Here is a 12,984-nt window from a genome sequence, read left to right as displayed (position 1 = left end):
CACGTGAGCGCGAGGGAACTGGGATTGCCCGCGACGGTCACCGCGAGCGACATGCCGGAGCGCGTCACGATCTGGGAGGTCGGCGCGCGCGACGGGCTGCAGAACGAGTCCGACATCGTCGACGTCGGCGTCAAGATCGAGTTCATCGAACGGCTCGCTGACGCCGGACTGACCACGATCGAGGCGACCAGCTTCGTGCACCCGAAGTGGGTGCCGCAGCTCGCGGACGCCGCCGAGGTCCTCGCTGGCCTGAAGCCGCGTGACGATGTCCGATATCCGGTGCTCGTGCCGAACCAGCGCGGGCTCGACCGGGCGCTGGAATCCGGTGTGCGCCACATCGCGGTGTTCGCCAGCGCCACCGAGACGTTCGCCAGCCGCAACCTCAACAGCACGCTCGACGAGCAGTTCGCCATGTTCGAGTCGGTGGTGCGGCGGGCGCGCTCCGAAGGGCTGGATGTGCGGGGTTACCTGTCGATGTGCTTCGGCGACCCGTGGGAGGGCGCGGTCGATCCCGCACAGGTGGCGCGCGTCGGTGCGCGGCTGATCGATCTGGGGTGTTCGCAGCTCTCGCTCGGCGACACTATCGGCGTCGCCACGCCGGGACAGGTGGAGCAACTGCTGCGTGAACTCGCCGCCGCCGGGGTCGGCGTTGACCAGCTCGCGGTGCACTTCCACGACACCTACGGCCAGGCGCTGGCCAACACCTACGCCGCATTGCGGCAGGGTGTGCGGTGTGTCGACGCATCGGCTGGCGGACTCGGCGGCTGTCCGTACGCGAAGTCCGCGACCGGCAACCTCGCCACGGAGGACCTGGTGTGGCTGCTCGACGGTCTTGGCATCGACCACGGTGCCGACCTGGACAAGCTTGTCGACACCAGCGTGTGGATGTCCCAGCAGCTCGGCAGGCCAGCGCCGTCGCGAGTGGTCCGCGCGCTGTCCGGCGGCTGATCACGCGGGGTGCTCCCCATGCGCCTTTTCGCGGCACGGGGAACCGATGCTGGGGCGTTAACGTCTCAGTGCACTGCCGACCCGACATCCAGCAGGGACCGGAGGACGCCGTGACCGACCATCGCGCGCAGGTCGACCAACTGCTCGCGGACTACGCCAGGAGCAGGGAACTGCTCGCGACGGCGCACCAGCGACTCGCCGCGATCACGGCGACCGAGCGCAGCGTGGACGGCAGCATCACCGTCACCGTGGGGTCGCGCGGCACGCTGACCGGCCTCACCCTGGCCGACGACGCCTACCGCGCGTACCGGCCGTCCGAACTGGCGAACGAGATCCTGCGGTTGGTGACGTCGGCGTCCCAGCGTGCACTTGCGGAAGCGGCCGACGTTCTCGCGCCGACGTTGCCAGCGGACACCGACCCGAAGGCGACGCTGCTCGGCACCGCCGACCTCACGCCGGACGAAATCCCGCCAGCCTCGCGTCCGACCCCACGTGCGGATCCCACGGACGCCGAGGACGAGGATTTCGCGGACACCAACTGGGTCGCAGAAGGGCGGCGGGACCGCTCATGACCGACGGCTGGTCCGCCGACGTCGACCGCGTCGCCAAGCATGCGCGCGACTTCGACACGCACGCCGAACGCGCCACTCGCGTCGCGAACGCGCTCCGGGACGCGCTGGACGCCACCGGCGCGCCATGGGGAGCCGACGAGGTCGGCAGCAGCTTCGATGCCACCCACCGTGCGGCGGCGGACTCCGCGCTGGCGCTCATCACTGGACTGGGCGACACACTCGGTCGGATGGGCGCCCGGCTGGCTGATGCCGCGACGACCTACGAGGCCAGCGACGACGCGGGCGCGGACGACATCGGCCGCATCGCGCGCAGGCTCGATGAGGCATAGGGGTCGCCATGGGGATCGAACTGCCGAGTGAGCTGGCCGACATCGCCGCCCGTACCAGCGCGCGCTGGCCGGAAGCGGACGAGGACGCCATGCGGGAGCAAGCACGCGCCTGGCGCGATGCGGCCACCCAGCTCATCACGCTCGCGGGTGACGCCGATGCGTCCGCCAACGCCGCGTTCGACGGCATGTCCGGCGAGGGCGCCACGGCGGCGCGGACGTCGTGGTCTCGCGTCGTCGACACCGACAGCGGGGAGCTGGGGCAGGCGGCCCGAGGCGCGACCGAGGCAGCCGACCGGCTGGAGCACGCGGCCGACAGGATCGCGGAGACCAAAGTGGAGATGGTGCGGCAGCTGACCGAGGCTGCCCGCCAGGTCGACGCCGCGAACGCGGCGGCCGGTGGCGGCCATCCCGATGCGTTGGCCGGGGTGCCGACGCTGCTCGGCAAGACGTCGGCGAACCTCGATGTCACCGCGAACGGCCTGGCCAGCGCGGTGGCCGATCCGGTGCGCGGCGCTCAGGGTGGGGTGGACGCCGTCCCGGCAGCTCCGGGCGGGCCCGCTGTGGACGCGCCCGGCCAGGCGAGCCACGACGTCGGGGACACGGTGAGCACCCTGACGGATGCGGGACCACGTGGCGCTGATGATGTCGTAGGCGACACGGCGGGCGACGTCCCCGGTGGTGCGTCCGACGTGCTCGGGCGGACGCCAGGCGACGCGGACCTGAGTGGCGCGGACGAGTACGTCGTGGGCGGCACGCGGGATTCCGTGGGTGATGCGACTGGCGCGCCTGGCAACCCTCCCGACGGCGCGCTCGACGACGTTTCGCCCACCGCGCCGACACTGCCGTCTGGCGTGCCGATCGCGGGTGACCCGTACGCCGACGTGCCAACTCCGCCGTCGGGGTACCCGGCCGGATCCGGCTCACCCGGTGTGCCCCCGCGCGGCGGCTACCCGGGCGGCCAGCCCGTGCCGCCGATCGACGGCAGCACCGGACTCGCCGGTTACGCTGACGTCCCTGCCGCGCCGCCGCCTGCTCCGGCAGTGCCGTCCGCAGGTCCTGGTCCAGTCGGCGGGCCACCAGCGGCGGGCTACAACGCACCGGGCGCGGGCATGGGCGCGGCTCCGCTCGGTGGCGGCGCCGCACAACCTGCGCAGGGGCACGCCGCCGGACAGGCACCGGCAGCGCAGCCGGGACAGGGCTCGCACCAACCGGCACAACAAGCCCCGCGTCAGGACCGGCAACCGGGTCGCACGTTCGGTCCAGTTGAGAGCGCACCCCGACATCCCAGGAGCCCAGCGCCGAGCCAGCCGCCGCCACCACACCAGTCGCAGCACGCGACGCACCAGCCATCGCAACGGGCCGCACCGCAACCGGCCCCACACGTGGGGCACGAGCCGTCGCAGTCACAACCCGCACCGCACACCACCGGCACACCCCGGCAGGACAGGGACAGCGTTGTCGCCCTGTTCCTCGTGCACATGTTCCCGATCGGTCATCTGCCGGTCCCGGCGAGCGCACCGGCGTATCAACTCCCGCCGCGGGACGACGAAGCCGACTTCGCCACCGGTCTGCGGTTTCCGCCGCATGACCACCCCGAGTCGCACCTCATTGACCCTGGCGACCCGCCGGAACCCGACGCGGGTACGGATCAAGCGGTGCGCGGACTGCCAGCCGAGCATCCCGCCGTCGCGGACCTCTGCGATGACGATCCGCTCGCGGCGACCAACGGGCAGGACTGGCACCGGCGCTACGTCGTGGCCCGTGACAGCACTCGTGTGGCCTACGTGTGGCCACCAGGAGAGCTGTATCCGGAGGGCTGTCGTGAGCACGGCGAGCCGATCGTGCTGCCGGCGGGCACGGTGCTCGACCGATTCGGGGATGAACACGGACGGGTGTTCGCCGCCGACCGCACGCCATACGCCGCGCGGTCGCTGCCGCCTACTCGGCTGGACAGTGGCTACCACCGCTACCGGGTGCTGCGTGAGCTACCGGTGTGGGCGGCCGAGACCGCGAGCTGGTTCGGCCAGCCAGGCGGCGGCCTACGCTACCGCGCCGTTTATCCGGCGACGGACCTCCTCGCGCTGGGTTATCTCGCGGAGATGACACCCGAACCACCTGAGACAGGAGAGGGCGCATGAACGTCGAGTCGATCGCGAAATGGCTGACCGCCATCGGTGTCCCGCCCGAGGTGATCTCCGTCGGAGCGGAGGCCGACAACGCCTGGTGTGTGCTGCGCGTCGAACGGCAGGTCCCAGTGGGTGAGGACCAGCTCCGGCAGGAAGCCGCGTGGGAGGTGTTCTGGCGTGAGCAGGGCAACCGCTACGACTGGGCCTGTTTCAGCAACGAGCAGGTCGCCTGCAACTACCTGTTCGGACGTCTCGCCTGGACTCAGGTCGCCAGGGGAGCTGTCGGACTGCTGCCAGCGAAGGAGAACCAGTCGAGCTAAGGCAGCGCCATGCCGACGGATGACACGCCGATATGTCCCATAAACTATGACCCATAGTGGATATGCTTTGACCCATGTCCCATAACTATGAGACATGGGTCAAACAAGGACGGTTATGGACGAGCATGGGTCAGGTGCGCTCGCTGAGCGCATCCGGTCGTGGGCAGCCGCTGGTGAGCGTTACGACGTCGAATTCAAGAGCGAGCAGCGGAAACCGCTGAACGATCACGACCTCATCGAGGCTGTGACATGCCTGGCGAACGGCTCAGGTGGCGTTCTGTTGGTTGGTGTTGAGGACGATGGGAAGCTGACAGGTGCTCGTCCTCGGCAAGGTGAGAGCACCGATCCGCTCCGCGTTCAGGCTGTGGTTGCGAACAACACACAGCCACCGGTGTCGACCGTCGTCAACGTCGTTGACGTCGACGGAGTCAGCGTTCTGGTGGTCGAGGTACCTGACAGTTCGCAAGTAGTTGGCACGACAAAGGGGACTTACCTCCGCCGCACAATCGGGGCTGATGGCAGGCCCCGCTGCATGCCGTTCTATGCGCACGAAATGCTTGCGCACCAGATCGACTACGGCGCTGTCGACTTCGCGTCATTGCCTGCCCGGGGTGCGGCGTGGACGGATCTAGACCCGATTGAGTTTGAGCGAGTTCGGCGGCTCGTACGTGAGTCGGGGAACCGGGCAGACCAGATTCTTGCTGATTTGGCAGATCTCGAGATCGCACGTGCATTGGGCGTGGCGCGTGCTGACGACGAGGTCACCACGGGAGCATTGCTGCTGTTCGGCCGCGCCGATGCGATCCGGCGTTTCATCCCGACGCACGAAGCCGCGTTTCAAGTCATGCGCGGCGAAGAGGTGCAGACCAACGATTTTTTCACCTTGCCGCTCTTACGTCTCGCTGATGAGATGTTCAATCGCTTCCGCGCGCGCAATGATGAGGAAGAGTTGCAGGTCGGCATGTTTCGCGTCGCGATACCTGCTTACTCAGAGACGGCATTCCGGGAAGCCCTCGCTAACGCGCTAACCCATCGTGACTACACGCGGCGAGGTGCCGTCCACGTGCAGTGGACTGATGATCAACTGGAAATCTCGAGTCCTGGAGGATTCCCGGAAGGAATCGACGTAAGCAACATCCTGGTCGCAGCACCGCATCCGCGGAGCCCGCTACTTGCAGACGCCTTCAAACGTGTTGGTCTCGTTGAGCGCACTGGGCGTGGCATCAATCGGATGTTCGCTGAGCAACTCCGTGTAGGACGCCCCGCACCCGATTACGGCCGTACTACGGCATACCAGGTGACCGCAGTGCTTCCTGGTGGCCCTGCCAATCTGGCGATGACTCGATGGGTGTTGGAACAAGAACAGCAGGGTGATCGGCCACTCACCGTGCCTGAACTGCAAATTCTTTCCGACCTGCTACGCGAACGACGTGCTACTACCGGCGAGCTTGCCCATCTGCTGCAGCGAACCGAGAATGAAACTCGCACTCAACTGGCTCGTATGGTCGATCGCGGCTGGGTTGAAGCGCGTGGCGAACGCAAAGGTCGCACCTGGCATTTGTCGGCAGCCGTGTACCGCGCACTTGATTCGTCGGCAGGCTACGTCCGCGTGCGCGGGTTCGAGCCATTACAACAAGAGCAGATGGTGCTCTCGTACGTTGACGCTCATGGCCAGGTAACCCGATCTCAGGTCGCTGAACTTTGCACCATGTCACCGAAACAGGCCACACGTTTGCTTAGCCGTCTCGTTAATGAAGGCAAACTCCACAGGCATGGTGAACGCAGAGCGACGTACTACACGAGGCCGTCCTGACCCAACACCCGCAGCGCCGCGTCGTGCAGGACACCGTTGGTCGACAACGCGTTGCCGCCGTCGAACCGCTCCGCGCCGGACAGGTCCGAGAACCGCCCACCGGCTTCGCTGACCAGCACCTGCATCGGCGCGACGTCCCACGGGTTCACGATCGGTTCGGCCGCGATGTCGATCACACCCTCCGCGACGAGACAATGTGACCAGAAATCGCCGAACGCCCGATTCTCCCAGCACGCCTCGACGAGCGCGAGGTAGGCGGGCAGGCTGTGATACTCCGACCACGTGGTGAGGTTCGTCGTCGACAGGTAGGCGTCCCCGAGATCGGACACCCCCGAGACGTCGATCCGCCGCTCGCCGCCAGCTGCGTCCGAGGTGAACGCCCCGCCGCCGCGATGCGCCCACCAGCGCTTGCCGAGCGCGGGCGCGCTGACCATGCCCACCACAGGGATACCGTCTTCGACCAGCGCGATCAGCGTCGCCCATGCCGGGATGCCACGCAGGAAGTTCTTGGTGCCGTCGATCGGGTCGAGGATCCACGTCCTGCCGTCGAGCTCATCGGCATTGAACCCGCCCCGCTCCTCGCCGGCGATCGCGTCGCCGGGGCGCTCGGCCGCCAGCGTCTCGCGGATCGCGTCTTCGACGGCGACATCGGCGTCGGTGACCGGGGTGCGATCGGGCTTGCTCGTGACTTTAAGGTCGGTCGAGGTGAACCGATCAGTCGTGATCGCGTCAGCGACGTCTGCGAGTTGTGCGGCGATTGCGTAGTCTGCGAGATAATTGCGGGTCACAGACAACGATGTTTTCACGTACTGGAGTCGTAGAGTGAGCCAGGTGAACATGGTTCTACTCGCCGAGGACGACCCGGCGATCGCTGACCCACTCTCTCGTGCGCTTCATCGTGAGGGCTACGAGGTGGAGGTCGTCGCCGATGGGCCGAGCGTTCTTGAGGCGACCCAGCGACAGCAAGTGAACCTGCTGGTGCTCGATCTCGGGCTGCCGAGCATGGATGGCCTCGAAGTGTGCCGACGGCTGCGTGCGAGCGGCGCCGACCTGCCGGTGCTGATGCTCACCGCGCGCACCGACGAGGTGGACTTCGTCGTCGGGCTCGACGCGGGCGCGGACGACTACGTGGCCAAGCCGTTCCGGTTGGCGGAGCTGCTGGCCAGGATCAGAGCCCTGCTGCGCAGACAGGCCCCCGACATCCTGGAAGCCGCCGGGGTGCGGATGGACGTCGGCGGCAGGCTGGTCACCGTCGAGGGTGCCGAGGTGCAGCTCGCGAACAAGGAGTTCGAGCTGCTGCGGGTGCTGCTCACCCGGGCCGGTCAGGTCGTCAGCAGGGAGGAGATCCTCGCGGAGGTGTGGAACGACCTCGACGCCAAGACCACCAAGACGCTGGACATGCACATGTCGTGGTTGAGACGCAAGCTCGCGATCGCGGCGGGTGACATCGACGGCACCGGGAGCAAGCCGTCGAGTACCCCGCACGCGGATGCGGAGCGGCGAATCGCCACGGTGCGCGGCGTTGGGTTTCGCTTCAACGTCGACTAGCAGCAGGAGCCGCTTCAGTGCATCGCCGTATCCTCCTCGCGATTCTGCTCGCGGTAGCCGTCACCGGCGCCGCGTTGGGCATTCCGCTGGGAATTACGGCGTCGTTGCTGGTTAGCAGTCTGGCCAGCGAGGATCTCAAGGACCGCGCGCAGCGGATCGTCAAGCAGCTCGACAGTGACATCGCCGCAGGCGATGGCATCGACACCAATCGGGTCCACTTGGCGATTCCCGCTGACGGCTACCTCGTGGTGCGCGGGCCAGGTGGCCGGGTCTACCGCGAGGGCGTCGAACCGGAGGGTGGCAGCCTCACCGAAGAAGCCAACCTTGCCGGGACCGGCGAGGTGCGGCTGTCAGTGCCGTCCGAACCGCTGCGGGAGCGGCAGTCGCAGGTGACCGTCGCGGTGCTGCTGCTCGCGGTGTTGTCGGTGGGCACCGGCATGGTGGTGGCGACAGTGACCGCACGACGGCTCGCACGGCCGTTGCGGGACATCTCGTACCGCGCCGCGCGGCTTGGCGCGGGTGACTTCCGGCCGGACACCAGTCGCTACAACATGCGCGAGTTGGACATGGTCGCCGAGGCGCTGGACACCTCGGCCGAGGCGTTGTCCGCGCTGGTGCGTCGCGAGCGGCAGTTCGTCGGTGATGTCTCGCACCAGCTCCGCAGCAGGCTGACGGCCATCCAGCTCCGGCTTGACCCGCTGACGACGCACTCCGATCCCGAGGTCGCTGAGGACTCGGTGGCCGCGCAGGAGCAGGCCGACCAGCTCGCCGCCGTGCTGGACGAACTACTCGCGGCGGCCAGGGCGGCGCGGGAAGCGGGTGCGGAGCCGGTCGACCTGTCCGCCGTGCTCAAAACGATCGCGATCGAGTGGCGGCAGATCTTCAATGCCGAGGGCCGCACATTGCGGCTGCGCATCAGCAAGGGCCTCATCGCGCGGGTCACCCCTGCCAGGCTGCGGGAGGTGGTCGGGGTGCTGCTAGACAACGCGCGCAAACACGGCGAAGGCACCGTGACCATGGCCGCCCGGGGCGGCGACACCGACGGCACGGTCGTCGTGACGGTCGCCGATCACGGTCAAGGGGTGCCGGACGCCCTCGCGCCGCACATCTTCGACCGGGGTGTCTCCGGTGCCGGGTCGACCGGTGTCGGACTCGCGCTCGCTCGCGCGCTGGTGGAGGCCGATGGCGGCAGGCTGGAACTGTCCGTGCAGCGGCCAGCGACGTTCAGCGTGTTTCTGCTGGTGCCGCGCCCAACGGACCTGACGTCCGGGGAGCTCTCGACAGCGGGCTCCCCGCGCTGATCGGCGCTTTCACCGCAGCTCATCCGGGAAAACCCACCTCCGGTACCCCCAGAAGCGGAACAGCATCGCCAGCACCATGCCGATGATCGACCCGCTGGTGAAGTCGGCGGCCTCCTGCACCCACAATGAGACGTGCGGCACCTCCAGGTCGAGGATATAGCGCGAGGTGTACAGCGGGATCAGGTTGATGACGATGGCGCCGCCGCTGACCAGGAAGAACAGCGCGGCCTCGTGGTGGCGCTCCCGGCCACCGCGTGTGCGGAAGGACCACTCACGGTTGAGGATGTAGGAGACGATCGTGGCGACCAGGATCGCGATCCCCTTGGCCGTTGTCGGCTTGTCCGCGAGCACCGTCAGCTTCAGCAGGTACCAGACACCGTTGTCCACGACGAACGCCGTACCGCCGACGATGCCGAACTTCAGCAGCTCCCGATGCTTGATCATGATCGAGCGGAACGGCTCGGGCACGACGGTCAGCAGATTCTCGACTACAGCCACGGGGCGGAGTGTACTTGCGCGCGATACCGCGGTCGGTCGGAACTGTCTTACTGGCCGGCTGCGCTAGGGGTAGTTGAGCAGCGAAACCAGCAGACTTCGCAGGCCACGCGGCCCGGAGTCCTTGCCGGAGCGGGACTCGTGACCGGGGGCGTCCCCGCTGCGGCCTGGCCCGTTGGACGGCGGTGTCGTATTTGGTGGCCCGGACGGTGTCGTGCTCGGCGGGCCGTTCTCGCTCTGCTCCGCGGGGAGCGGCGGCTTGGTGTCGTCGGGCGCGCAGACCTTGCCACCAATGCAGCGGACCGAGACCTCCTCGGTGTCCGAACCCTTGCCGATGCGCGCGGTCACCACGATCTTCTCGTTCTCGGGGAAGCCGGACATCACGGTGTGGAAGTGCACGTCGTCACCCGGCGCGAGCGGTTCGTTGGTACGGCAGGTGGTGCTCTCCGCGTCGTCGGTGCAGCTGGCCTTGCCGTGCCCGCCGTGCGCCAACATCGGCTGGTCGATGACGACGACGGCGCGCTTGGTCGTCTCGCCCGTGTTGGTGACACCGATCTTCAGGACTCGCCCGACGTTGTGGACGTCCAGCTCGACGCCGTCGGCGGGCGGCGGCGGTGGCGGGGGTGGGGGCACCTCGTACGGCACGGTGATCACCAGCGGCTGCGCGTTGCCGCTCGACACCGTTCCCCTGATCTTGCCTGGATCGGCGCGCTTGTCCGCGATCAGCCGGAACAGCAGCGTGACCGACTCGCCTGGTTCCAGACCCCTGCCGGAACTGCAGCTGACCTTGCCCTTGCCGCCGGGGCAGCGCACGGTGCGCCCCGACCGCGGCGCGGCGGTGTCGCGGCGCTGGGCCGTCTGGGCCGACATTGGCGCGCCGCCACCACCACCGGGTGGCGGGATCGCCCGCACACCCTGGGGTAGATCGAGGGTCACCACGACCGGATCGGATTTGGTTTCGCCCTCGTTGCGAACCGTGATCGGCAAGTCCACCGGACCACCGCCCGGCTCAAGCTGGATGCCGTCGTCCGGGGTGGTCACCACGAGTTCCGGCGGCGCGGGCAGCGCAGGGGGCGCGGGTGCCCGCTCTGGCACGGTCTGCGGCTGGACGGGTGGCGGCGCCGGGGGAATGGCTGGATCCTCCGCCGGTGACTCCGGTGCGGGCTTCGGAGACTCAGGCGCGGGCTCGCTCGTCGTGGGCGCGTCAGCCTGCGGCTGGATCGCCTGCGGGACCTGTTGCCCGCCGCCAGCGGTCAGACCGACGGCGACGGCGGCGGCGATCGCGACGCCGGACGCCGCGACGCCGAGGAACTGCCGAGGAGCGCCAGCGGCCGCACCAGCAGCGCCACCGGCGCCACCTGACGACGACGCGGCGGCGCCCGTAGTCGCCGCGGCACCGGCCGCAGCCGCCCCGGCAGTCGCGGCGGCTGCCTTGCCCGCGCCCGCCGTCGCGAGGTAGGCCAGCGCCGCGCCGCCGAGCACGAGCGGTGCGATGACCGCGCGCAGCGCGCCGTTGACGTCGGCCAGCTCAGCGGCGAGCGCACGGCACCGTTCGCACTCGTCGAGGTGCGCCTCGACCTGCGCGCGCTCGCGTTTGGACAGCCCGTCGCGGGTCCACGCGCCGAGCCGGTCGGCCGTCGCGCGGCACCGCTTCTCCGTCGTCTCGGCCAGGTGCACCTGCAGGTATGCCTGCCGCAGCCCTTCCCGCGCACGGTAGGCGAGCGCGGAAACGCTATTCGGCGTCAGCCCGAGGATCGGGGCCACCTCGGCGGGTGACTGCTGCTCGATCTCGGTGTGCCAGAGCACCGCCTGCCAGCGTTCCGGCAGCTTGGCGAACGCCTTGGCCGCCATGGACCGTTCCAGCCCAGCGACGGCGGTGTCGGAGAACGGCACCGTCAGCGCTCCGCCGAGCGCGCCGGTCGCCTCGCTCATGTCCTCGTTGAGGTCGACGCGCTTGTCCTTGCGGGTCTTGTCGTATGCGGTGTGCCGCAGCGCGGTGAGCAGGTACGCGCGGAACGCGCTGTCGGGCCCCTTCCCGGCGCGCAGCGTGTCGAGTACCTTCGCGAACGCCTCGCTGACCAGGTCGTCCGCCTCGGAGCTTGAGCGTGCGAGCTGCCGGGCGAGGTTGTACGCGGCGGAGACGTGCCGCTCGTAGAGCGTGCCGTATGCGGCGAGGTCGCCGTCGCGAACAGCGGCGATCAGTTCGGCGTCGCTGTTGCCATCAGGTGTGGCGGGGACGGTCGACACTGGGCTCCTCCTGGCTTGCGCTGGCTCGACGTGCCAGCCTGGCGCAGCCGCTGGTAGCGCGACGGCGCCAAGTCCACAGTGTGACTGAGAACCATGGTTCAGTCACGATGTGGGTCGGTTACATCTGGCATAACGGTCTCGCAGAATACCTGGATACGGCCCGAAACGCGGGCCGGAAACACATCATCCGTGTTACCCGCAGTAATGGTTATCGGGGGTGTCCGAGACGGAAGTTTCCTGATCGTCGCCGTCACGTGGGCCGATGCCTGGCGTCTCCAGAGACGAGTTCCTTATGAGCTACCGCCTTCGCTTTCACGGAGCGTGCAGGCGCGGGCGGCGTCGAAGTCAACATGAAGGGTCGCACTGTGGTGGATGGGCCAGCCGCCGGTGCTCACTCGGAGGACGAGGAGCATCCGTTCGACGGTGGCGTGACCGCCGTACCGGACGTCGATAGCGCCGAGCGCGGCGACGGCGGTTCGCTCGACAGCACCGCGCGGACACTACGTGCGAAGTGGCGGAGCGCGAGCCTCGCGGCAGGGTGGCGCTTCCCTAGCGACTGGGGACTACCCGAAGTGGACACCGTCTGCGCCGCACTGAGCGCGAACGGCTCGAGCGAGGCTGCCGTGTCCGGACTGGGCAGAGCCCGCGCCGCTTCCGGCGCGGGGCTGGACGAGACGCTCACCGATCTCGCCGCGCTGCACGCCGTCGTCGCGGACGGTGACCGTCACGGCGGGTTCGTCGTGCCGGACATCGACGCCACGCCGTCCCGCCTGGTGCGGGTCACCGCGCTCGCCTGGGCGGACGTCGCGCTGGACAACTACGCGCACACCGAGGTCACCGATCCACTCACCGGGTTGCCGAGTGCGTCCTACCTGCGCACCAGGCTGGCCGAGGTGTACCGGGGTGCGGCGCGGGACGGGCGCTGCCCCACAGAGCACGCGCTGCTGCTCACCGTGTCCTTCGACCTCGGAAGCATGGGCAGCTGGTCGCGGTTGGCCGCGATGATCCTCGCTGGCGACGCGCTGCGGTCGGTATTCGACGGGCCGGAGACGTCGGCAGCGCTCGGGCCATCCGTGCTCGCCGTGCTTGTCGACCGCGACATGGACATCGCCGCTCATGCCGTCGCCCTGCGACGGGAGATCACCGAGCGGATACACGCCGACCCGCAGCTCGGCGACGTCAGCAGCCCCGCGATCTCCCTCGTGCGGCTTCACCCGACGTTTGAGGAGTCCTGCGCGCTGTTGCGCCGGATCGCGCGGCGGTAGCGCCGCACGCACCACCTGTC

Annotated in this window: 12 protein-coding genes; 9 read left to right on the top strand and 3 right to left on the bottom strand. The window is 68.7% G+C overall.

The genetic code is table 11. The annotated features are described in order from the left end of the window. Positions 1–3: 3 nt before the first annotated feature. From AMYHA_RS25145 to AMYHA_RS25120, 6 genes are all read left to right on the top strand, one after another. Positions 4–948 carry a hydroxymethylglutaryl-CoA lyase gene (locus tag AMYHA_RS25145; protein WP_034275124.1) on the top strand — a complete coding sequence of 315 codons (945 nt, stop codon included), beginning with the start codon at positions 4–6 and terminating at the stop codon, positions 946–948. A gap of 110 nt (positions 949–1,058) precedes the next feature. Beyond that, positions 1,059–1,520 carry a YbaB/EbfC family nucleoid-associated protein gene (locus tag AMYHA_RS25140; protein WP_034278791.1) on the top strand — a complete coding sequence of 154 codons (462 nt, stop codon included), beginning with the start codon at positions 1,059–1,061 and terminating at the stop codon, positions 1,518–1,520. Further along, positions 1,517–1,849, top strand: a complete 333-nt coding sequence (locus AMYHA_RS25135) for a hypothetical protein (protein WP_034275122.1) — start codon at positions 1,517–1,519, stop codon at positions 1,847–1,849. Before AMYHA_RS25140 ends, AMYHA_RS25135 begins: the two co-directional genes overlap by 4 nt. An 8-nt stretch (positions 1,850–1,857) precedes the next feature. Continuing rightward, positions 1,858–3,987, top strand: a complete 2,130-nt coding sequence (locus tag AMYHA_RS25130) for a TNT domain-containing protein (RefSeq protein ID WP_034275119.1) — start codon at positions 1,858–1,860, stop codon at positions 3,985–3,987. Continuing rightward, positions 3,984–4,295, top strand: a complete 312-nt coding sequence (locus AMYHA_RS25125; RefSeq protein ID WP_034275117.1) for a hypothetical protein — start codon at positions 3,984–3,986, stop codon at positions 4,293–4,295. Before AMYHA_RS25130 ends, AMYHA_RS25125 begins: the two co-directional genes overlap by 4 nt. Positions 4,296–4,410: 115 nt before the next feature. Continuing rightward, a complete protein-coding gene (locus AMYHA_RS25120) occupies positions 4,411–6,108 on the top strand; it encodes a DNA glycosylase AlkZ-like family protein (protein ID WP_051400287.1) in 1,698 nt (565 codons plus the stop codon). On the opposite strand, the gene hisN is transcribed toward AMYHA_RS25120, so the two are convergent. Beyond that, positions 6,090–6,902: a histidinol-phosphatase gene (gene hisN, locus AMYHA_RS25115; RefSeq protein WP_231104983.1), complete on the bottom strand. Its 813-nt coding sequence runs from the start codon at positions 6,900–6,902 to the stop codon at positions 6,090–6,092. The genes AMYHA_RS25120 and hisN overlap by 19 nt on opposite strands. Positions 6,903–6,945: 43 nt before the next feature. Between hisN and AMYHA_RS25110 the strand changes: the two genes are divergently transcribed. After that, entirely contained in the window at positions 6,946–7,656 is a 711-nt protein-coding gene (locus AMYHA_RS25110; RefSeq protein ID WP_034275114.1) for a response regulator transcription factor, read from the top strand. Positions 7,657–7,673: 17 nt separating this feature from the next. Further along, a complete protein-coding gene (locus tag AMYHA_RS25105; protein ID WP_034275112.1) occupies positions 7,674–8,957 on the top strand; it encodes an ATP-binding protein in 1,284 nt (427 codons plus the stop codon). 9 nt (positions 8,958–8,966) lie between these two features. Here AMYHA_RS25105 and AMYHA_RS25100 read toward each other — a convergent pair whose 3' ends face one another. Further along, positions 8,967–9,455 carry a GtrA family protein gene (locus AMYHA_RS25100; RefSeq protein WP_034278782.1) on the bottom strand — a complete coding sequence of 163 codons (489 nt, stop codon included), beginning with the start codon at positions 9,453–9,455 and terminating at the stop codon, positions 8,967–8,969. Positions 9,456–9,518: 63 nt separating this feature from the next. Next, positions 9,519–11,699, bottom strand: coding sequence for a sigma-70 family RNA polymerase sigma factor (locus tag AMYHA_RS25095; protein WP_051400286.1), 2,181 nt, complete (start codon positions 11,697–11,699; stop codon positions 9,519–9,521). A gap of 350 nt (positions 11,700–12,049) precedes the next feature. On the opposite strand from AMYHA_RS25095, the gene AMYHA_RS25090 reads away from it, so the two are divergent. Next, on the top strand, positions 12,050–12,964 hold the full coding sequence (locus AMYHA_RS25090; protein ID WP_231104893.1) for a GGDEF domain-containing protein: 915 nt from the start codon (positions 12,050–12,052) through the stop codon (positions 12,962–12,964). The last annotated feature ends 20 nt before the right edge of the window (positions 12,965–12,984 follow it).

The sequence above is a fragment of the Haloechinothrix halophila YIM 93223 genome, from assembly GCF_000504245.1.
In the GTDB taxonomy this organism is placed as follows: domain Bacteria; phylum Actinomycetota; class Actinomycetes; order Mycobacteriales; family Pseudonocardiaceae; genus Haloechinothrix_A; species Haloechinothrix_A halophila.
Note: the sequence above shows the minus strand (reverse complement) of the source record. Positions and strands in the feature narration are given on the sequence as shown.